This window comes from Helicobacter pylori, assembly GCA_008032935.1.
Classification (GTDB): domain Bacteria; phylum Campylobacterota; class Campylobacteria; order Campylobacterales; family Helicobacteraceae; genus Helicobacter; species Helicobacter pylori_CX.
The window spans coordinates 553,536-575,185 of record CP032039.1 but is presented as its reverse complement, the minus strand read 5'-3'; the positions used below and the strand labels follow the sequence as shown (position 1 = coordinate 575,185).

22 protein-coding genes and 1 pseudogene are annotated in these 21,650 nt (G+C 41.2%); all 23 read left to right on the top strand.

The genetic code is table 11. From position 1 onward, the window contains the following. Positions 1-70 precede the first annotated feature (70 nt). The 23 genes and pseudogenes from secG to D2C78_02840 all read left to right on the top strand — a co-directional run bounded on the left by secG (position 71) and on the right by D2C78_02840 (position 21,582). On the top strand, positions 71-676 hold the full coding sequence (secG, locus tag D2C78_02950; protein ID QEF34994.1) for a preprotein translocase subunit SecG: 606 nt from the start codon (positions 71-73) through the stop codon (positions 674-676). After that, positions 676-1,233 carry a ribosome recycling factor gene (gene frr, locus D2C78_02945; protein ID QEF34993.1) on the top strand — a complete coding sequence of 186 codons (558 nt, stop codon included), beginning with the start codon at positions 676-678 and terminating at the stop codon, positions 1,231-1,233. The genes secG and frr overlap by 1 nt, the downstream gene beginning before the upstream one ends. Positions 1,234-1,235: 2 nt before the next feature. Then, entirely contained in the window at positions 1,236-1,841 is a 606-nt protein-coding gene (locus tag D2C78_02940) for an orotate phosphoribosyltransferase (GenBank protein ID QEF34992.1), read from the top strand. Continuing rightward, complete coding sequence (locus D2C78_02935; protein QEF34991.1) at positions 1,831-2,295, top strand: RDD family protein; 465 nt, start codon at positions 1,831-1,833, stop codon at positions 2,293-2,295. Before D2C78_02940 ends, D2C78_02935 begins: the two co-directional genes overlap by 11 nt. After that, on the top strand, positions 2,292-2,981 hold the full coding sequence (locus tag D2C78_02930) for an NAD-dependent deacylase (protein QEF34990.1): 690 nt from the start codon (positions 2,292-2,294) through the stop codon (positions 2,979-2,981). The genes D2C78_02935 and D2C78_02930 overlap by 4 nt, the downstream gene beginning before the upstream one ends. A gap of 101 nt (positions 2,982-3,082) precedes the next feature. Then, on the top strand, positions 3,083-3,484 hold the full coding sequence (locus D2C78_02925; protein QEF34989.1) for an NAD(P)H-quinone oxidoreductase subunit 3: 402 nt from the start codon (positions 3,083-3,085) through the stop codon (positions 3,482-3,484). After that, the gene (locus tag D2C78_02920; protein ID QEF34988.1) at positions 3,484-3,963 is read left to right on the top strand and encodes an NADH-quinone oxidoreductase subunit B; all 480 of its coding nucleotides are present in this window, start codon (positions 3,484-3,486) and stop codon (positions 3,961-3,963) included. Before D2C78_02925 ends, D2C78_02920 begins: the two co-directional genes overlap by 1 nt. Beyond that, positions 3,960-4,759: pseudogene (locus D2C78_02915) on the top strand (NADH-quinone oxidoreductase subunit C). Before D2C78_02920 ends, D2C78_02915 begins: the two are co-directional and overlap by 4 nt. Before the next feature lies 1 nt (position 4,760). Then, the gene (locus D2C78_02910) at positions 4,761-5,990 is read left to right on the top strand and encodes an NADH-quinone oxidoreductase subunit D (protein ID QEF34987.1); all 1,230 of its coding nucleotides are present in this window, start codon (positions 4,761-4,763) and stop codon (positions 5,988-5,990) included. Next, a complete protein-coding gene (locus D2C78_02905) occupies positions 5,987-6,217 on the top strand; it encodes a hypothetical protein (GenBank protein QEF34986.1) in 231 nt (76 codons plus the stop codon). The genes D2C78_02910 and D2C78_02905 overlap by 4 nt, the downstream gene beginning before the upstream one ends. A gap of 2 nt (positions 6,218-6,219) precedes the next feature. After that, a complete protein-coding gene (locus tag D2C78_02900; protein ID QEF34985.1) occupies positions 6,220-7,206 on the top strand; it encodes a hypothetical protein in 987 nt (328 codons plus the stop codon). After that, entirely contained in the window at positions 7,203-9,737 is a 2,535-nt protein-coding gene (locus D2C78_02895; GenBank protein QEF34984.1) for an NADH-quinone oxidoreductase subunit G, read from the top strand. Before D2C78_02900 ends, D2C78_02895 begins: the two co-directional genes overlap by 4 nt. After that, positions 9,734-10,723 (top strand): NADH-quinone oxidoreductase subunit H, encoded by a 990-nt coding sequence (locus D2C78_02890; GenBank protein QEF34983.1) that lies wholly within the window; start codon positions 9,734-9,736, stop codon positions 10,721-10,723. Before D2C78_02895 ends, D2C78_02890 begins: the two co-directional genes overlap by 4 nt. 10 nt (positions 10,724-10,733) lie before the next feature. Continuing rightward, a complete protein-coding gene (nuoI, locus tag D2C78_02885; GenBank protein ID QEF34982.1) occupies positions 10,734-11,393 on the top strand; it encodes an NADH-quinone oxidoreductase subunit NuoI in 660 nt (219 codons plus the stop codon). Next, positions 11,386-11,934 (top strand): NADH-quinone oxidoreductase subunit J, encoded by a 549-nt coding sequence (locus tag D2C78_02880; protein QEF34981.1) that lies wholly within the window; start codon positions 11,386-11,388, stop codon positions 11,932-11,934. The genes nuoI and D2C78_02880 overlap by 8 nt, the downstream gene beginning before the upstream one ends. Next, a complete protein-coding gene (gene nuoK, locus D2C78_02875; protein QEF34980.1) occupies positions 11,931-12,233 on the top strand; it encodes an NADH-quinone oxidoreductase subunit NuoK in 303 nt (100 codons plus the stop codon). The genes D2C78_02880 and nuoK overlap by 4 nt, the downstream gene beginning before the upstream one ends. A 2-nt stretch (positions 12,234-12,235) precedes the next feature. Then, positions 12,236-14,074: an NADH-quinone oxidoreductase subunit L gene (locus D2C78_02870; protein QEF34979.1), complete on the top strand. Its 1,839-nt coding sequence runs from the start codon at positions 12,236-12,238 to the stop codon at positions 14,072-14,074. Positions 14,075-14,077: 3 nt separating this feature from the next. Further along, positions 14,078-15,616 (top strand): NADH-quinone oxidoreductase subunit M, encoded by a 1,539-nt coding sequence (locus D2C78_02865; GenBank protein ID QEF34978.1) that lies wholly within the window; start codon positions 14,078-14,080, stop codon positions 15,614-15,616. Then, the gene (gene nuoN / locus D2C78_02860; protein QEF34977.1) at positions 15,603-17,075 is read left to right on the top strand and encodes an NADH-quinone oxidoreductase subunit NuoN; all 1,473 of its coding nucleotides are present in this window, start codon (positions 15,603-15,605) and stop codon (positions 17,073-17,075) included. Before D2C78_02865 ends, nuoN begins: the two co-directional genes overlap by 14 nt. After that, positions 17,065-19,470, top strand: a complete 2,406-nt coding sequence (locus D2C78_02855) for a flagellar protein (protein ID QEF34976.1) — start codon at positions 17,065-17,067, stop codon at positions 19,468-19,470. The genes nuoN and D2C78_02855 overlap by 11 nt, the downstream gene beginning before the upstream one ends. 1 nt (position 19,471) lies before the next feature. Then, positions 19,472-20,851: a phosphomannomutase/phosphoglucomutase gene (locus D2C78_02850; protein ID QEF34975.1), complete on the top strand. Its 1,380-nt coding sequence runs from the start codon at positions 19,472-19,474 to the stop codon at positions 20,849-20,851. Between the two features lie 176 nt (positions 20,852-21,027). Next, on the top strand, positions 21,028-21,303 hold the full coding sequence (locus tag D2C78_02845; protein ID QEF34974.1) for a hypothetical protein: 276 nt from the start codon (positions 21,028-21,030) through the stop codon (positions 21,301-21,303). A 48-nt stretch (positions 21,304-21,351) separates the two neighbouring features. Then, positions 21,352-21,582 carry a hypothetical protein gene (locus D2C78_02840; GenBank protein ID QEF34973.1) on the top strand — a complete coding sequence of 77 codons (231 nt, stop codon included), beginning with the start codon at positions 21,352-21,354 and terminating at the stop codon, positions 21,580-21,582. The last annotated feature ends 68 nt before the right edge of the window (positions 21,583-21,650 follow it).

Below are 21,650 nucleotides of genomic sequence, written 5' to 3'. Positions count from 1 at the left end.
GTGTATTCTTAGCAAATTTTAGATAAGATCAAGCGTAATTTTTTCTAAATTTTAGGGATTTAAGGAATCAGTGTTTATGACAAGCGCTCTGTTAGGCTTACAAATTGTTTTAGCGGTATTGATTGTGGTGGTGGTTTTGTTGCAAAAAAGTTCTAGCATCGGCTTAGGGGCTTATAGCGGGAGCAATGAGTCTTTATTTGGCGCTAAAGGACCTGCGAGCTTTATGGCGAAATTGACCATGTTTTTAGGGCTGTTATTTGTTACCAACACCATCGCTTTGGGCTATTTTTATAACAAAGAATACGGCAAAAGCATTTTAGATGAAACTAAAACCAACAAAGAACTTTCGCCCTTAGTCCCTGCCACCGGCACGCTTAACCCAACGCTTAATCCCACACTTAACCCTACGCTCAACCCTTTAGAGCAAGCCCCCACTAACCCTTTAATGCCCAAACAAACGCCTAACGAGCTTCCTAAAGAGCCAGCCAAAGTGCCTTTTATTGAAAGCCCCAAACAGAATGAAAAAAATGATGCCAATAAAGAGAATAAAGAGAATAATATAAAGGGCGTTGAAAAAACCAAAGAGAATGCAAAAACGCCCCCAACCGCCCACCAAAAGCCTAAAACGCATGCGACAACCAACGCCCATACCAACCAAAAAAAGGATGAAAAATAATGTTACAAGCCATTTATAACGAAACCAAAGATCTCATGCAAAAAAGCATTCAAGCTTTAAATAGAGATTTTTCCACTCTAAGGAGCGCGAAAGTTTCAGTCAATATCTTAGATCACATCAAAGTGGATTATTACGGCACGCCCACGGCATTAAATCAAGTCGGCTCGGTGATGAGCTTGGATGCGACCACTCTTCAAATCAGCCCGTGGGAAAAAAACCTGCTCAAAGAAATTGAAAGATCCATTCAAGAAGCCAATATCGGCGTGAATCCTAATAACGACGGCGAAACGATCAAGCTTTTTTTCCCGCCCATGACAACCGAGCAAAGAAAACTCATCGCAAAAGACGCCAAAGCGATGGGTGAAAAGGCTAAAGTGGCTGTAAGGAATATCCGCCAAGACGCTAACAACAAGATAAAGAAATTAGAAAAAGACAAAGAAATCAGCGAAGATGAAAGCAAAAAAGCCCAAGAGCAGATCCAAAAAACCACCGATGAAGCCATTAAAACAATTGATGAAAGCGTGAAAAACAAAGAAGACGCGATTTTAAAGGTCTAAACATGGATATTAAGGCATGTTATCAAAACGCTAAAGCGCTGTTAGAGGGGCATTTCTTGCTCAGTAGCGGGTTTCATTCTAATTATTATTTGCAATCCGCTAAAGTTTTAGAAGATCCCAAACTAGCCGAACAATTAGCCAAAGAATTGGCCAAACAGATCCAAGAAGCCCATTTGAATATTGAATGCGTGTGCTCGCCTGCTATTGGGGGGATCTTGGCTGGATATGAGCTTGCAAGGGCTTTGGGCGTGCGTTTTATTTTCACTGAAAGGGTGGATAATACCATGGCGTTAAGGCGTGGCTTTGAAGTCAAAAAAAACGAAAGAATTTTAGTGTGTGAGGATATTATCACTACGGGAAAATCCGCCATGGAATGCACTAAAGTTTTAGAAGAAAAGGGCGCTCAAATCGTGGCTTTTGGCGCTTTAGCTAATCGGGGCATTTGCAAGCGCGTTCATTCTCATTTAAAAGCCCAAGAGGGCGCGTGTTTGCCTAGCCATTTGCCCCTTTTTGCTTTAGAAGATTTTGTTTTTGACATGCACAAGCCTAGCTCTTGCCCTTTATGCGCTACTAGCGTTGCTATAAAACCAGGAAGTCGTGGCAACTAAAAAAACCAAAAAAAATAAAATTCCAGAAAAAAAGCAAGCGTTAGAAAGCCCTTTAAAAGGGCTGTATCTCTCTTTGCGCTTAAAGGCCTTTATCACCGATATTTTTATGATTTATACCCCCATGCTTTACATAATGACCTATGCGATTTTAGGGAGCGCGAAGGATTTTAGGGAAAACCAGAGCGCGATTTTTTTATGCTTGCTTTTTTACGCCCTAACGCACAGCTTTTTTATCGCTTTTAAATCCCAAAGCCCTGGCATGCGTTACGCTCAGTTTAAATTAGTCAAAAATAATGGCAAAAAGGTGGGCTTTTTTTTAGCTTTGTGGCGGTTTGTTTTGTGGGTGTTGAGCATGGGGTTACTTATAGGGTTTGTTACGCCTTTTATTTTTAAGTTTTTTTTGCATGACAAACTCAGCGGCACTCATATTGAAATCATCAAGGAGGAAACATGAAAAATTTAGTGATCCTAAGCGGGGCTGGCATTTCAGCAGAAAGCGGGATTAAAACCTTTAGAGACGCTGATGGTTTGTGGGAAGGGCATGACATCATGGAAGTCGCCTCGCCTTATGGTTGGAAAAAGAACCCACAAAAAGTGTTGGATTTCTACAACCAAAGGCGCCGACAGCTTTTTGAAGTTTATCCTAACAAGGCTCATGAGGCTTTAGCGGAATTGGAAAAACACTATCAAGTCAATATCATCACCCAAAATGTAGATGATTTGCATGAAAGAGCGGGTTCTTCTCGCATTTTGCACTTGCATGGGGAATTATTGAGCGTTCGCAGCGAAAAAGATCCTAATTTAGTTTATAGGTGGGAAAAGGACTTGAATTTAGGCGATCTCGCCCATGATGATTCGCAATTACGCCCTGATATTGTGTGGTTTGGCGAAGCGGTGCCTTTGCTTAAAGAAGCGATTTCTTTAGTCAAACAAGCGCATCTTTTAATCATCATTGGCACTTCTTTGCAAGTCTATCCGGCCGCTAGTCTCTATACGCATGCGCATAAAGACGCTCTCATTTATTACATTGACCCTAAGGCTAAAAACGCCCATTTGCCCCAGAATGTCCAATGCATTAGTGATAGTGCGGTGCATGCCATGCAAGATTTAATGCCCAAACTCATAGAAATGGCCTTTTAAGAGATGTTGAAATAATTTTTATTTTTTCAGCTAACGATTAGCAAAAACATGGTTTAATTGGCTTCATCATTTGCTAGTAATTAAAGGAGTTTGAGAGTCTGATGCAACAAGCCACAGAAGCATTGAATCACCCCTATTTTGGCGTTTTTGTTTTGCTAGTATTCACCTTTTGGGTGTTTAACTTAACCTTAAGGATCCAAAGGTTTTTAAGCCGTAAAATGGCTCAAAAAAAGGGCGAAAAGCTCAAGCTCGCTCCCTATGAATGCGGGCCTGTGGCTCTCAAACAGCCTAATAGAGTGTCGCACCATTTCTATATCATGGCCATGCTTTTTATTTTATTTGATGTAGAAATCGTTTTCATGTTCCCTTGGGCGATTGATTTTAAAAAATTAGGCTTGTTTGGGCTCGTTGAAATGCTAGGCTTTGTCTTCTTTTTAACCATTGGTTTTATTTACGCTTTAAAGCGAAACGCTTTGAGTTGGCAGAAATTAGAGGTGAAATAATGCAACAAGTACCGGTTGTTCTAAGCACTTTGGATAAATTATTGAATTGGGGGCGTTCTAATTCGCTTTGGCCTTTAACCTATGGCTTGGCGTGTTGCGCAATTGAGATGATGGCGACAGGGGGTTCAAGGTTTGACTTTGACCGGTTTGGCACGATTTTTAGAGCGAGTCCTAGGCAATCGGATGTGATGATCATCGCTGGCACGCTCACCAAAAAACATGCCGAATTCATGCGTAGGCTCTATGATCAAATGCCTGAACCTAAATGGGTGATCTCTATGGGGAGTTGCGCTAACACGGGCGGGATGTTCAACACTTATGCGACCGTTCAAGGAGCAGACAGGATCGTTCCTGTGGATATTTACTTGCCCGGTTGCGCGCCACGCCCAGAGACTTTACAATACGCTCTTATGGTTTTGCAAGATAAAATCAGACGCTCTAAAGCGATCAAACAAGACGCTCCTAAAAGGTTAGTGTGATGGTAAGAAAACAATCCCCCTATGAAGATGTGCAAAAACAATCGCGCCAGCATGACCCCTATAAAATCATAGAACCCACCCCTAAAAATATTTAGAAGGCAGTGCTTATGAGATCATTTACAACCACCTTTCTTACAAGCATGAGATTTTAGACAAATACATAGAGACTAACACGGCTGTGTTTTGGATCAAAAAAGACGATATTTTTTCTGTTGCTACGATTTTAAGGCATTTGGGTTATGAGTGTTTGAGCGAAATGAGCGCGATAGATTTGTGCGCTAAAAAAGGGCATTTTGAATTGTTTTATCAATTCGTGGGTTTTAGCGATAGCTGTAAGAACCGCCGTAGGGTGCGCGTGAAATGCGTTTTGTTGCCTAATGAGAGCGTGGATTCTTTGAGTTTTTTATACCGATCGGCTAATTGGAGCGAAAGGGAAGCGTATGACATGCTTGGTATTGTGTTTGACAAACACCCCTATTTGAAACGCCTTATCATGCCGCATGATTGGGTAGGCCACCCCTTATTGCGTTCTTACCCGCTCAAAGGCGATGAATTCGCTCAATGGTATGAAGTGGATAAAATTTTTGGCAAAGAATACCGAGAAGTGGTGGGCAAAGAACAGAGAGACAGCGCGAGAGTGGATGAAAAAGACACTTTCAATTTTGCAAAAATTGGCTATGAGCAGGGCAAGGGCGAAGAATTAAAAGAAGTAGAAGAAAAACATGCGTTTAAGAAAATCCCTTTTGTCAAAGATTTGCACAAAATCGCCCCCACTATCTTAAAAAAGAGGCTATAAAATGGCTCAAAATTTCACGAAACTCAACCCCCAGTTTGAAAACATCATTTTTGAACATGACGACAACCAAATGATTTTAAACTTTGGCCCCCAACACCCCAGTAGTCACGGACAATTGCGCTTGATTTTGGAATTAGAGGGCGAAAAAATCATTAAGGCTACCCCTGAGATTGGCTACTTGCATAGAGGCTGTGAAAAGTTAGGCGAAAACATGACCTATAACGAATACATGCCCACTACCGACAGATTGGATTACACTTCTTCTACCAGCAATAATTACGCTTACGCTTATGCGGTAGAGACCTTGCTCAATTTAGAAATCCCGCGCCGAGCGCAAGTGATCCGCACGATTTTACTAGAGCTTAACCGTATGATCTCACACATCTTTTTTATCAGCGTGCATGCTTTAGATGTGGGGGCGATGAGCGTGTTTTTGTATGCGTTTAAAACGAGGGAATACGGCTTGGATTTGATGGAGGATTATTGCGGGGCTAGGCTCACGCATAACGCTATAAGGATTGGGGGCGTGCCTTTAGATTTACCCCCTAATTGGTTAGAAGGCTTAAGAAAATTTTTAGGCGAAATGAGGGAATGCAAAAAACTCATTCAAGGCTTATTGGATAAAAATCGCATTTGGCGGATGCGCTTGGAAAATGTGGGCGTTGTAACGCCAAAAATGGCGCAAAGTTGGGGCATGAGCGGTATCATGTTAAGAGGGACTGGGATCGCTTATGATATTAGAAAAGAAGAGCCTTATGAGCTTTATAAAGAGCTTGATTTTGATGTGCCGGTGGGTAATTATGGCGATAGTTATGATCGGTATTGTTTGTATATGTTAGAAATTGATGAAAGCATTCGCATCATTGAGCAACTCATTCCCATGTATGCTAAAACCGATACGCCTATCATGGCTCAAAACCCGCATTATATTTCCGCCCCTAAAGAAGATATAATGACGCAAAACTACGCCTTGATGCAGCATTTTGTTTTAGTGGCTCAAGGCATGCGCCCGCCTGTTGGGGAAGTGTATGCCCCCACAGAAAGCCCCAAAGGGGAATTAGGGTTTTTTATCCATTCAGAGGGCGAGCCTTACCCTCACAGATTAAAAATCAGAGCCCCTAGCTTTTATCACATTGGGGCTTTGAGCGATATTTTAGTAGGGCAATATTTAGCGGATGCAGTAACCGTGATTGGCTCAACCAATGCGGTGTTTGGCGAGGTGGATAGATGAAACGCTTTGATTTACGCCCCTTGAAAGCAGATATTTTTGAACGCTTAGAGGAATTGATTGAAAAAGAAATGCAACCTAATGAAGTCGCTATTTTCATGTTTGAAGTGGGGGATTTTTCTAATATCCCTAAGAGCGCTGAATTTATCCAATCTAAAGGGCATGAGCTCCTCAATTCTTTGCGTTTCAATCAGGCGGATTGGACGATTGTCGTGAGGAAAAAGGCTTGATTTTGAGCGGCTTTAACCCCTTAAATTCTCCCTTAATCGCAAGCTCTTCTCTTAGCTTGAAAGAAGCCTATTGTTTAGAAAAATTATCTCTTCAAAAAGGGTTTAAGATCAATTACAAGATGACAAAAGATAGCTTAAACCTTTTAGAAAAAAGCGATTTGTGCGTTTTGTTTGGGGGGTTTTCAAACGCTTGTTTGAATGAAAATGAACGATTGATTTTAGGAAGCATTAACCAACTAAAACTCCCCTACGCCTTGTTAAGACCCTTACAAGACATAAGAGACTTGCAAGAAAATTGCCTTTTTGCGTCGTATGAAATCAACACGGAAGCGGCGGTTTTGGCTTTGATTTTAAGGGGCATTTTAGAAAAAACTTCCCAATTAAAAGGGCATGTTTTAGAAGGTGTTGATGTGGGGTATTTAAGCTCTGAAGCGAACATGAGCGAAGAAGAATTGCAAGAACTTATCGCTCTTATCATTAAAGCGAAAAAAAGAGTGCTTGTTTTAAACAGAGAAATCACTAAGCATGCGGATAGCGCTTTTTTATACACCCTTTTAAGCGAGTTGCAAAACCACCTAGAAATTTTGCATATCCCTTGCAAGGATTCAAACGCAACCCCCACTTTTTATGATTCTAAAGATCAAGAATGGCTGCTAGAAACAGCCTTAAAAGAGGGTATTTTGCCTTTTGAATCACAACTTAAATCAAAAGATTTAGAGCTTTTAGAGCGAATGAGTGAGGCTAACGGCTCGTTTGTTTATGTTTCTTACAAGAGCCTTGAAACCCCCAAATTATCTTTTTCCAAGCAATTTAAGATCGCTAATAAGATCGAGCATTCTAAAGCGGGGTTTCAAATCTCAAATAAAGCGCTAGAATGCGAGTTAGAAGAAAGCCCCCATTTGAAGGGTTTGATTGCGATTTTAGAAGGGGCGTTTTTTGACGCTTACCCTTATATCCCTATTTTATCCCACTCTCAAGGAATTTCATGATCACAATGAATATCAATGGCAAAACGATTGAATGCCAAGAGGGACAAAGCGTTTTAGAGGCTGCTAGGAGCGCTGGGATCTATATCCCTACTATTTGCTATTTAAGCGGTTGCTCGCCCACAGTCGCATGCAAAATGTGCATGGTTGAAATGGATGGCAAACGGGTTTATAGCTGCAACACGAAAGCCAAAAACAACGCCGTTATCCTCACCAACACCCCAACGCTCATGGATGAAAGAAAAAGCATCATGCAAACTTATGATGTCAATCACCCCCTAGAGTGTGGCGTGTGCGATAAGAGCGGGGAGTGCGAATTGCAAGACATGACGCATTTAACCGGCGTAGAGCACCAACCTTATGCGGTGGCTGATGATTTTAAAGCGCTAGATTCATGGGCACAAGCCTTGTATGATCCCAATTTGTGCATCATGTGCGAAAGGTGCGTAACCACTTGCAAGGACAATGTGGGCGAAAACAACCTCAAAGCCACTAAAGCCGATTTGCATGCTCCGGATAAATTTAAAGACAGCATGTCCAAAGACGCTTTTAGCGTGTGGAGTCGTAAGCAAAAAGGCATTATTTCTTTTGTGGGTAGCGTGCCTTGTTATGATTGCGGGGAATGCATTGCGGTATGCCCTGTGGGCGCTTTGAGCTATAAAGATTTCGCTTACACGGCTAACGCATGGGAACTCAAAAAGATCCATTCTACTTGTTCGCATTGCTCAGCTGGGTGTTTGATTTCTTATGATGTGCGCCATTTTGATACTCTAGGCGAAGAATTTAAAATTTTTAGAGTGCTTAATGATTTTTACCATAACCCTATTTGTGGGGCAGGCCGTTTCGCTTTTGATGTGAGCTCTAGCCCTAAAGGCAGTGCTAATCTTAAAGAAGCACAAAACGCCCTCAAAGAATGCGAAGCGGTGCGGATAGGAGGAGACATTACGAATGAAGAGGCGTTTTTAATAGAGCGTTTGAGGAAAAAGCTTGATTTTAAAATCTACAATCAAGAAGCGTATCGTTTCCAGCAATTTTTAAAAGTATTGGGCGAAGTTAAACGCCCCAGTATTGAAGAGATTAAAACTTCTCATTTAGTCATTACGATAGGATCTTCTATCAAAACAGAAAACCCTTTGGTGCGCTATGCTATCAATAACGCCCTCAAACTCAATAAAGCTTCTTTGATCGCTATGCACCCTATCAAGGATAACGCATTAGTGAATTTGTGCCGAAGTTCTTTTTGCATCACCCATGAAGTGGGGGCTGAAGAAATCCTTTTAGGCATGCTTTTAAAAATGCTTAACATTGAAAGCACGGCTCTAAAAAGCTTAGAAGATTCCAAGCAAAGCATTGTGGATGAAGCGGCTCTTAAAGCCTTAGAAGAAGAGCGAAAAAAAGCTTTAGAACAAGCCGAGCAAGGGTGCAGTATTGGAGAAAATAAGGCAGAAAATCAAGAAGAGGATAAAACAGAAGCAGCCACCCCAAAAGAAGAAAATCAAAAAGAAAACAAGACAGAGGTTAAAGAAGAAAGCGTTGAAGTCCCTACCAAGACCACTTATTTGTTGCTTGAAGAAGCGGGCATCCATTTAGAAACTTATGAAAAAATTCTGGCTCTTTTGCAAAAATCAAATAACACCCTGCTAGTGGTTGGCGAAGAAATCTATAGCCATAAACAAGCCCACAATATCGCTAAAATGTTGCGTTTGTTAGCCCAAAAAAGCGCTATTAAACTCATTCTTATCCCCCCAAGCGCCAACGCTTTAGGCATCGCTTCTCTTTGTGAATTGAGCGAGGAAGTTTTTGAACATGAAAAAATTGTAGGCATTCGCGCTCAAGGGGATTTCACTATCAATAGCGATGATAGGGTTTTTGGAAAAGATGCCGTCAGCAAAGTGGATTTTATTTTACCCAGCCTTAACCAGCTAGAAGGCACGATCACTAATATTGAAGGGTGCGTGTTGCCTTTAAAACCGGCTTTGAGGTTTGAAGGCTATGACTTGAGCGACATTATGCAAGGCTTTGGCTTTGTGGAAGAAAACCTCACAGAATGCACCCACAAACTCCCTACAGAAGCGGGCTTTAAAGCCATAGAATTTGACCATCTAACCAACTATTTCACTAACGACAGAGTCAATCACAGAGGTTATCTGCTAGGAACAAGCCCTTTTGAAAAGAGCGCTAAAGAATGCGAAACCATAGAATGCGAGCCTATCAAGCCTTTAAAAGAAAAAATCGCTTTCAACGCGTATTTAAAATACCCAGAAACGCAATTCAATAACGCTACCCATAAAAGCGAGAATTTGCAATTAAAAGCCGGTGTCTATGTGTCTAAAGCTTTCTTAAAAAAATTGAATAAAGAAGTGGGGCAAAACATCACTTTATCTAAAGAAGAAGAGGAATTAACAGGCGTTTTGTATCTTGATGAGAGCTTGGATCAAGAGGTGTTTGTCATTTCGCCTTCTCTTTTGAAAAACCATTCTGGCTTTTTTAGAGAGGGCGTGTTTGATAGCGTGGATTTAAAGGAGCAAGCATGAGCGCTTATATCATTGAAACTTTGATTAAAATTTTGATTTTAGTCGCTGTTTTTTCGGCTTTAGGAGGCTTTGCCACTTATATTGAAAGGAAAGTGTTAGCCTATTTCCAACGCCGTTTAGGGCCTTGTTATGTGGGGCCTTTTGGGCTTTTGCAAGTCGCAGCAGACGGCATTAAGCTTTTCACCAAAGAAGACATTATCCCCCAAGGCGCGAATAAGTTCATTTTCACGCTAGCGCCCATTATTGCGATGGTGAGCGCGTTTGTGTCCATGGCGCCCATCCCCTTTTTCCCTAATTTCACTCTGTTTGGCTATGAGATCAAGCCCCTTATTTCTGACATCAACATTGGCTTTTTGTTTTTCTTAGCCGTGGGTTCAGCAGGGATTTATGCGCCTATTTTAGCTGGGCTTGCCTCTAATAACAAATACTCTTTAATTGGCTCCGCAAGAGCGACGATCCAACTGCTCAGTTTTGAAGTGGTCAGCACTTTAACCATTTTAGCCCCCTTAATGGTGGTAGGATCGCTCTCTTTAGTGGAAATCAATCATTACCAAAGCGGTGGGTTTTTAGACTGGCTTGTGTTTAAGCAGCCTCTAGCGTTTGTTTTGTTTTTGATCGCAAGCTACGCTGAATTGAATCGAACTCCCTTTGACTTGTTAGAGCATGAAGCCGAGATTGTAGCAGGGTATTGCACCGAATACAGCGGCTTGAAATGGGGCATGTTCTTTTTAGCGGAATACGCGCATTTATTCGCTTTTTCTTTTGTGATTTCTATTGTGTTTTTTGGCGGGTTTAACGCATGGGGCTTTATCCCTGGGGGCATAGCGATTTTGATTAAAGCGGGCTTTTTTGTCTTTTTATCCATGTGGGTTAGAGCGACTTATCCGCATGTAAGGCCCGATCAGTTGATGGATATGTGCTGGAAAATCATGCTGCCTTTAGCGTTATTGAATATCGTGCTAACAGGCATTATCATTTTAATTTAAAGGAGGTTTTATGGCCAAACAAGAATACAAACAACTTCCTAAACGATCCGAAGTCCATAGCGTGACCGAGCAGTTTCAAGACACCATTAAAACGAGCTTGGGTTTGGATCTATTCAAAGGGTTAGGGCTTACGATCAAGGAATTTTTTAGCCCAAGCGTAACCATCCATTACCCTATGGAACAACTCCCTTTAAGCCCTCGTTATCGTGCGGTGCATAATCTGCAACGGCTTTTAGACTCAGGCTCTGAAAGGTGTATAGGTTGTGGGCTGTGTGAAAAGATTTGCACGAGCAATTGCATAAGGATCATCACGCATAAGGGCGAAGACAACCGCAAAAAGATCGATTCTTACACGATCAATTTAGGGCGTTGCATTTATTGTGGGTTGTGCGCGGAAGTTTGCCCAGAATTAGCGATCGTTATGGGGAATCGGTTTGAAAACGCCAGCACCCAACGCTCCCAATACGGCTCTAAAAGCGAGTTTTTAACGAGCGAACAAGACGCTAAAAACTGCTCGCATGCCGAATTTTTAGGCTTTGGTGCGGTAAGCCCTAATTATAACGAACGCATGCAAGCCACCCCTTTAGATTATGTCCAAGAGCCTTCAAAAGAAGAATCCAAAGAAGAGTCTCCAAGCCCAGAAAGTAATAAGGGAGATGAAAATGTTTGAAACCATTGCCTTTTATTTCTTTGCGATCCTTACTTTGAGCATGGCGTTAGTGGTGATCACCACCACGAATATCCTCTATGCCATTACCGCTCTCGCTAGCAGCATGGTTTTTATTTCCGCTTTTTTCTTTTTACTAGACGCTGAGTTTTTGGGCGTGGTGCAAATCACGGTGTATGTGGGCGCGGTCATTGTGATGTATGCGTTTGGCATGATGTTTTTCAACTCCGCTGCAGAAGTCATTGAACGCAAGCAAAGCCCTAAAATCTTGTGTGTTCTTTCATTTGGCGTGGCGCTGTTGCTCACCTTGATTTTAAGCGCTCCTAGCATTGGCGAAAACCTTTCTAAGCAAGTCAATTCCAACGCTATTGATGCGCAAATCCCTAACATTAAAGCCATTGGTTATGTGCTTTTTACCAATTATCTCATCCCTTTTGAAGCGGCGGCTTTAATGCTTTTAGTCGCTATGGTTGGAGGCATCGCTACAGGGATTCAAAAAATCCATGGGAAAAATCACACGCAATTTATAAAGGAATCTCTATGATAGGGTTAAACCACTATTTGATTGTTTCAGGGTTGCTCTTTTGCATTGGTTTAGCGGGCATGCTGAAACGCAAAAATATTCTGTTACTCTTTTTTTCTACAGAAATCATGCTCAATGCGATCAATATCGGTTTTGTAGCAATCTCTAAATACACGCACAATTTAGACGGGCAGATGTTCGCGCTCTTTATTATCGCTATTGCCGCTAGTGAGGTGGCTATTGGTTTGGGCTTGGTGATTTTGTGGTTTAAGAAATTCAAAAGCCTAGATATTGATTCTTTAAACGCTATGAAAGGTTGAGCATGCAGTATTCTTCTTTGCTGTCAGTGGTGTTATTCTTGCCTTTAATCGGCGCAGTTTATGCGGGGCTGTTTGGGGCTAAAGCGAAAGCGTTGCATGTGGGCGTTTTCAATTCTTTGTGCGTGCTGGTTTCTTTCATTGGCGCGGTGGTTCTTTTCGTTCAAGCATGGCATCATCAAAGCTATGAAAAATACTTATTTGACTGGATCGTGGTAGGGAATTTTAAAGTCGGCTTTTCTCTCATGCTGGATAATATCAATGCGGTCATGATTGTCGTGGTCACTTTAGTTTCTTTCTTAGTGCATGTGTATTCTATAGGCTATATGGAACATGATAAAGGGTTTAACCGCTATTTTTCCTACCTTAGTGGCTTTGTGTTTTCCATGTTGGTGTTGGTGTTGAGCGATAATTTTTTAGGGCTTTTCATTGGCTGGGAAGGGGTGGGGCTATGCTCTTACTTGCTCATTGGCTTTTGGTATCATAAAAAAAGCGCGAATGACGCTTCCATTGAAGCCTTTGTGATGAATCGGATCACGGATTTAGGCATGCTCATGGGGATTATTTTGATCTTTTGGAATTTTGGCACTCTCCAGTATAAAGAAGTCTTTAGCATGCTCAATAACGCCGATTATTCCATGCTCTTTTTCATCAGCGTGTTTCTTTTCATTGGCGCTATGGGCAAGAGCGCTCAATTCCCTATGCACACATGGTTAGCCAACGCTATGGAGGGGCCAACCCCTGTATCCGCTCTCATCCATGCAGCGACGATGGTAACCGCTGGGGTGTATCTGGTCATTAGAGCCAATCCCTTGTATAGCGCGGTGTTTGAAGTGGGTTATTTCATCGCATGTTTAGGGGCGTTTGTGGCTTTTTTTGGAGCGAGCATGGCTTTAGTCAATAAGGATTTAAAACGCATTGTGGCTTATTCCACGCTTTCTCAGTTAGGCTATATGTTTGTAGCGGCCGGTCTTGGGGCTTATGCGATCGCGCTTTTCCACCTCTTCACGCATGCGTTTTTCAAATCCCTCCTTTTCTTAGGATCAGGCAATGTCATGCATGCGATGGAAGACAATCTGGATATTACTAAAATGGGCGCTTTATACAAGCCTATGAAAATCACAGCGATCTTTATGATTATAGGGTCAGTGGCTTTGTGCGGGATCTACCCTTTCGCAGGATACTTTTCTAAAGACAAGATTTTAGAAGTGGCTTTTGGGATGCACCACCACATTTTATGGTTTGTTCTTCTAATTGGGGCGATCTTTACCGCTTTTTATAGCTTCAGGCTCATCATGCTGGTGTTTTTTGCACCCAAACAGCACGGAATCAACCACCCCCATGAGGCCAAAAATTTCATGCTTTTAAGCATGCTGCCGTTAGGGGTTTTAGCGGTCATTGCCGGGTTTTTTGAAGAGCCGTTTTTTCATTTTATTTCTCAAGTGATCCCTAGCGTTGGAGAGTATCTAGTCCCGCTCGCTCTTTTAATCAGTATCACCACCATAGTGGTGTTATTGAGTATCGCTTATGCCATATTTAAATATAAAAATGGTATCACTTCCAAAAAAGAGGGGGGCTTTTTATACAAGCTCTTGCTCAACCAATACTATATCCCACAGCTCTATCAAGGGATTGCAAAAGTTTTTAGCACCATCGCTTCATTCTTGCACCAGGTCGTGGAATTAAGGATCATTGATGCGATAGTGGATACCATAGGAAGAAGCGTTTTTGTTATAGGGCGTGTGTTTAGAATCAGTCAAGATGGGAATTTAACTTCCATGCTGCGCTTCATGGTGGCTGGGGTTTTAATCTTGTTAGCGTTTGTAGCTTTTTTTGGGAGATAAGAAATGCAGTTTTTACATGCGCATCTTTTAAGCGTGGTGATCTTTTTCCCCATGCTGAGCACGCTATTAGCGTTCTTTATGAGCGATCAAGCGAGCAGAGCGTATGCGATTGTCATCGCTTTGATTGAGTTGTTATTAATCTTGTTGTTGTGGCATGGGTTTGATATTCAAACAGCCGGCATGCAGTTTGAAGAAATGAAAGAATTAGTCTATCAAATTGGCGTGAATTATCATGTGGGTGTTGATGGCATCGCGCTCTTTTTGTTGCTCTTAAACGCTATCGTGGTGTTATTGTCCGTGATTTATGTCAAAGAGCGTCGTAAAGACTTTGCGATTTGTCTTTTATTGCTAGAGGGGATTTTGATGGGCGTGTTTTCTTCTCTTAATATGATCTTTTTCTACGCTTTTTGGGAAATCTCGCTCTTGCCGGTCTTATACCTCATCGGTCGTTTTGGCCGTAATAATAAGATCTATTCTGGCATGAAGTTTTTTCTCTACACCTTTTTAGCGTCATTATGCATGCTCTTAAGCATTTTATACATTGGGTATTACTACGCTAGCAATTACGGCATGATGAGTTTTGATATTTTAGACTGGTATCAATTGAACTTTTCTGGCGGGGTTAAAACCTGGCTCTTTGTGGCTTTCTTAGTAGGGATTGCGGTTAAAATCCCGCTCTTTCCCTTACACACATGGCTGCCTTATGCGTATTCTAACGCCCCTACTTTAGGCTCTGTCATGCTTTCGGCCTTGCTTTCTAAAATGGGGACTTACGCCTTATTACGCTTCTTGCTCCCGCTTTTTCCTGAGCTTTCAGAAATTTATTTAACCCCTATAGCCATTGCAGCACTATGCATGATCATTTATGGAGGTTTTCTAGCCTACGCTCAAAAAGATTTAAAAACCCTCATCGCTTATAGCTCATTCTCGCACATGGGAGTCGTGGTGCTTGGGGTTTTTTCTTTCAATGTTGAGGGGGTTTCAGGGGCGGTGTTTATGATGTTTGCGCATGGTATTATCGTCATGGGATTATTTTTGCTCGCTGGTATCTTGGAAGAGCGCGCCAGCAGTTTAGAAATCGCTCGCTTTGGATCGATCGCTAAAAGCGCTCCTGTTTTTGCAGCCTTTTTTATGATCGTTTTAATGGCGAACGTGGGCATGCCTTTAAGCATTGGTTTTGTGGGAGAGTTTTTAAGCTTGTTAGGGTTTTTTGCCACTTACCCTCTTTTGGCTATCATTGCCGGGACAAGCATCATCCTGTCAGCGGTTTACATGCTCACTTCATATAAAGATGTTTTCTTTGGTAATTTGAAAGCCGGGAACAATCAAATCAGCGTGTTTGAAGATTTGAACGCTCGTGAGGTAGGGGTTTTGAGCGTGATTTTAGCTTTGATTTTAATTTTAGGGATTTATCCTAGAGCACTTTTAAAACCGATTGAGCAAGGCTCTAAACAGCTTTTAGAGGTGATAGAAATCCGCTCGCTCCCCTTTTTAGGTTCATTGGACACTAAGATAAAAGAGGTCTCTTATGTTAATAGATAGTCTCCATATCTCTTTTGACAGCTTTAATTTTGAAAGCATTTTACCCATGCTGGTGTTGGTGTGTGGGGGGATTTTCACGCTCTTAATCAACGCTTTCACTTCCAGGTTTTCACGCAATTTGAATGTATTTTTATGCATGCTCTTTTTGGTTTTGGATTTTTTGGTGGTTTTAGGGTTAGAAGAGCAAGAAAACGCCTTTTTTGGGTTTTTGAGCTTGGATACGCTCTCGCTCATCTCTCAAAGCATTGTCTTGATTTCAGCCTTTTTGCTCATTTTCTTAGCCCTTTCAAAAGAGCGCTTCAACGAATTTCAAACCGCTGAATTTTATTCCTTATATTTGTTTATTGTTGCTGGCTTTCAGTTCATGGTTTCAAGCAACCATTTGTTGTTAATCCTTATTGGGTTAGAGACAGCGTCCTTGCCCCTTTGTGTGTTAATGGCGTTGAGCGATAAACGCTACGGCTTGGAAGCAGGGATCAAGTATTTCACTATGGGGGCGATGGCGAGCGCGTTTTTTGCTATGGGGGCGATGGCTTTTTACTTGCTTACAGGGAGCTTGAATCTTGAAGTCATTACCCTATACTTGCACACTGAGGGCGTTACAAACCCCATGCTCTTTGCGATGGGCGCTATTTTTTTGATTGGAGCGATTGGCTTTAAGGTTTCTTTAGTGCCTTTCCATACCTGGATGCCTGATGTGTATGAGGGCAATAACCCAGTCTTTGCGAGCTATATTTCCATTGTGCCTAAAATCGCTGGCTTTGTGGTAGCCACTCGCCTTTTTGGGGCGTTTATAGACACTCATACCGCTTGGGTAGAAGACATTTTTTATGTTTTGATCCTTATGACTATCACTATTCCTAATTTCATTGCTTTATGGCAAGAAGATGTCAAAAGGATGCTCGCTTACAGCTCCATTTCGCATTCTGGGTTCGCTTTAGCATGCGTGTTTATCCACACTGAAGATAGCCAACAAGCGATGTTTGTTTATTGGTTCATGTTCGCATTCACTTACATTGGGACTTTTGGCCTTTTATGGCTCTTAAAAAGCCGGGAAAAAACATGGGATGAACGCTACGATCACCCTTATTCCAAATTCAACGGCCTTATCAAAACCCACCCTTTAGTGGCGATCTTGGGCGCTATTTTTGTTTTTGGGCTTGCAGGGATCCCGCCTTTTAGCGTGTTTTGGGGGAAATTTTTAGCCGTTGAAAGCGCGTTAGAGAGCAATCACATTCTTTTAGCGGTGGTGATGTTAGTTAATAGCGCGGTGGCTGCGTTTTATTATTTCCGTTGGCTCGTGGCGATGTTTTTCAATAAGCCCTTACAAAGCTACGCTCAAAACGATATTTACACCCAAAACGCTACCATACCCATTTATGCGGTCATTATTGCTATGGCGTTAGCGTGCTTGTTCTCTGTTTTTATGATGCGAGGGCTTTTAGAGTTTGTGGCTTAAGTCAAAAATCTTTCTTTTAATGGGCTTGCTCTCCCATTCGCTCAACGCCTTAAGCCTCACTCTCACGCAAGGCAAAGAAGGGGGGGAAGATTTTTCGGTTTTAACCTTACGACACAATAAGGCATTTTCTTGTTTTTATACCAATGAAAAACCGCCAAGCGGGATTGAAGCGTCTTTATCCATTATACACGCTAAACGCCCCATAGAATGCGTGATAGACTCTATCCCTAAGGAGGGCTTTACCCCTTTAGAAAACGCTTTTTTCAATATCACCTATTCTATGCGCCAACAACAATTCATTTTACACATCAAACCCAAAGTGATGCGAAGACTCACCCTTTTTTCTTTTGATAGGGATTATAAAAAAGCGATCCCCCTTTTTGTGGAAAACGATCCTAAAGCCAAAATGTGGCAAATCATAGGCTATGATCAAAATATCCCTTTTTTGAGCGAAAAAGACAACGCTCAAAAAGGCTTGAATTTCCCCATTGTCATTAAAGACGCTCAAACCCCTATCATTCAAGAACTAGATGTGAATAACAAACCCCTACTCACCACAAAGGGCTATGACTTAAACGCTTATTTAGAGGCTAAAAAACAAATGGATTCGCAAGCCTATTTTGACGCTTTACGAACGATCAGCCGCACGTTTAAAAACTACCCTCAAACGATGTTTAAAAAAGATCTGTATTTATTAGAAATTATCGCATTAGGCCAATTAGGCATTAAAAAATCCTTACTCATAGATATTGGCGCCAAGTGGATCAAAAATTACCCGACGGATCCCAGTATCCCTGAAGTGTTATACTATGTCGCCAAAGCTTTAGACGAAAACAACAATTACAAACAGGCCATGTGCTATTACAAACGCATTCTTTTAGAATACAAGAACTCGCGCTATGCTCCTTTAGCCCAAATGCGTTTAGCCATTGAAGCGGCTGAAGGCTCTGATTTGAGCAACGCTAGCATGCTTTTTAAAGAAGCTTTTTCTAACGCCAAAGACAAAGAGAGCGCGAGTGAAATCGCTCTTAATTGGGCTGAAGCAGAGATAAACTATCAAAACTTTAACAACGCTAAATACCTCATTGATAAGGTGGTTCAATCCAACCCTGATTATATTTCTAAACACAGCGAATCAGCCCTAGACTTGCTCAAGTTATTGAAAAAAAACCAGATGAATGCAAGCGCGATTGAGATCGCTCACTTGCTCCTTAATCAAGACGATGATTTAAAAGCTAAAGAGCAAGCGCTTTATGATTTAGGGGCGTTGTATGCAAGGATCAAGGACTTTAAGAACGCCCACCTTTACAATCTGCAATATTTGCAAGATTATGCGGAATTGGATAAAGCTTCTGTCGTTAGAGCGCGCGATGAAAAAGCCCTTTTTTCCATGGAGGGGAACACGCAAGAAAAAATCGCCCATTATGATAAAATCATTCAAAATTTCCCTAATTCTAATGAAGCCCTAAAGGCTTTAGAATTGAAAGCCCAACTCTTGTTTGAAAACAAGCGTTATGCTGAAGTGTTAGGCATGCAAAAAAATTTGCCTAAAGATTCTCCTTTGATCCAAAAAACGCTCAATGTCCTTGCTAAAACCCCATTAGAGAACAATCGTTGCGAAGAAGCCTTAAAATACTTATCCCAGATCACCGCCTTTGCATTCAGCCCCAAAGAAGAAATCCAAGCCTTTGATTGCTTGTATTTCGCATCGCTCAAAGAAAAAGCGCAAATCATTGCCCTAAACGCTTTAAAAACAGCTAAAACCCCTAGCGAAAAATTAATATGGCTTTATCGTTTGGGGCGCAATTACTACCGCTTAGGGGATTTTAAAAATTCCACTCTGGCTTCTAAAGACGCTTTAACTCTCGCTCAAAGTTTAAACAAAAAAGAATTTTATGATATTGCTTTTGTTTTATTTTCGGATTACATGCAAAACAATGAAAAAGAATTGGCCCTCAATTTGTATGCGTTTTTAGAAAAGCATTTCAAAGACGATAAACGCATGGCGTTGGTTTATTTTAAATTGCTAGAGAATGAAAAAGACCCTAAAAGCGTCAAAATTTATGCCACAAGCTTGCTCAAACTCCAAGACGCTTACAAGGACTATTCTTACACGCCCTTTAGCGAATTTGCTCTCATTGATGCTTACAGGACCACCAAAGACTATTTAAAAGCGTTAGAAACGCTAGACAAACTCTTAAACCGCAGGCTTTCTTTAGAAGATCACCAAAAAGCCTTATACTTGCAATCCAGCTTATTAGATCTAACCAATCAAAAAGCAAAATCTAGAGCCAGTTTAGAAAAATGCGTTCAGTTAAAACAAAAAGATCAAACAAACGCATGGCAAAATTTATGCGAACAGGGTTTAAATTTATTCAAAAACAAGGAGTCATGACATGGACATTAGCATTTTTAGGGAATATGATATTAGAGGCATTTACCCCACCACTTTAGACGAAAATACGGCCTTTAGTATCGGCGTGGAATTAGGGAAAATCATGCGAGAATGCGATAAAAGCGTGTTTGTAGGACATGACGCTAGGGTGCATGGGCGCTTTTTGTTTGAAGCTTTGAGCGCGGGGCTGCAATCAAGCGGCTTGAAAGTGTATGATTTAGGGCTAATCCCCACACCGGTAGCGTATTTTGCGGCCTTTAATGGAATCAATGGCATTCAATGCCCTAATTCCATCATGATCACTGGCTCTCACAACCCCAAAGAATACAACGGCTTTAAAATCACGCTCAACCAAAACCCGTTTTACGGCAAGGACATTCAGGCTTTAAAAGACACGCTTTTAAACGCAAAGCATGAAATAAAACCCTTAAAAGAAACACCAGAAAAAGCCAATGCCCTAGAAGCGTATCAGCGCTATTTGATCAAGGACTTTAAGCATTTAAAAAATCTAAAATACAAAATCGCCCTGGATTTTGGCAATGGCGTGGGAGCGTTAGGGTTAGAGCCGATTTTAAAGGCTTTAAACATTGATTTTAGCAGCCTTTATAGCGATCCTGATGGGAATTTCCCTAACCACCACCCAGACCCCAGCGAAGCGAAAAACTTAAAAGATTTAGAAAAACACATGCAAGAAAACGCTATTTCTATAGGCTTTGCTTTTGATGGCGATGCGGATAGGATTGCGATGTTAAGCTCTCATCATGTTTATGCGGGCGATGAATTAGCGATTTTATTCGCTAAACGCTTGCATGCTCAAGGCATCACCCCCTTTGTGATCGGCGAAGTCAAATGCTCTCAAGTGATGTATAACACGATTAATACCTTTGGCAAGACGCTCATGTATAAAACCGGGCATAGCAATTTAAAAATCAAACTCAAAGAAACCAACGCGCATTTTGCGGCTGAAATGAGCGGGCATATCTTTTTTAAAGAGCGCTATTTTGGCTATGATGACGCTCTTTATGCATGCTTAAGGGCTTTAGAGTTATTGCTCGAACAAACCCCAAGCGATTTGGAAAACACCATTAAAAACCTCCCCTATTCCTACACCACGCCTGAAGAAAAAATCGCCGTGAGCGAAGAAGAAAAATTTGAAATCATTCACAACTTACAAGAAGCGCTTAAAAACCCGCCAAGCCATTTCCCTACAATCAAAGAAATCATCAGCATTGATGGCGTGAGAGTGGTTTTTGAACATGGCTTTGGGCTTATTCGCGCAAGCAACACCACCCCCTATTTAGTCAGCCGCTTTGAAGGCAAGGATGAAATAACGGCGTTAGAATATAAAAGGGCGTTGCTTGGGTTATTAGAAAAACTTTAAAATAGAGCTTGGGATAATCTCATTTCTTATCCCTTACTCTTAAAAATATTAGATCAATTAAACAAGTTGCTTTAAAACCACACATAAAATCATAAGATCTCAAATTTTTTACACTATTCAAGCTAAGCCTAAGCCTATTATAATGAAAAGTATTAAATTAATCGTAAAGGATTTTTATGAATACAAAGGGCAAAAATAAAAATGCTTCTCATCTCACTCACGAAATGAAAAAGGAACACGGAAGTCTTTTAGAAGCAAGCAAAAAAGCTGAAATGCAACCAATCCTTGAAGCATTATTGGCTATAGCTCAAGAAGAAAAAGAAGGATATAAACAAGCGGCTGAAGGATATAAAAAGGCGCTTGAAGCAAAAGAAAAGATGGATAAAATCGTAAACACTTTGAAAGCAATCAACCATGACAATAACATAATAGACATAGAACCCGAAGATTAAAAGGACTAAACAACCAATAGTTCTTTTTAGGAGTATTATAAAGAGCTTATGGCTTGGTATATCAAAATTAGCCTTTTTTATTATCAAAATACCTGCGATTTTAAGCCGCTATCAACCACGCTAAAAGGTTGCCTTTATATTGTTGTTAGGCTTATGGCAGTATTTTCTACGCTAACGCCTGACTACGCTACACATTTGGTGAATGGTATGCCTAGAATCGGAAAGCCCAATACAACAAGAACAGTGCCTTTCACAGATTTAGAAAAATACACCCAATAATAACGCGCATGCAATAAAACCTGATGATGATTGTTAGTCTATAATCTTTAATTTTTTAACGCAACAAA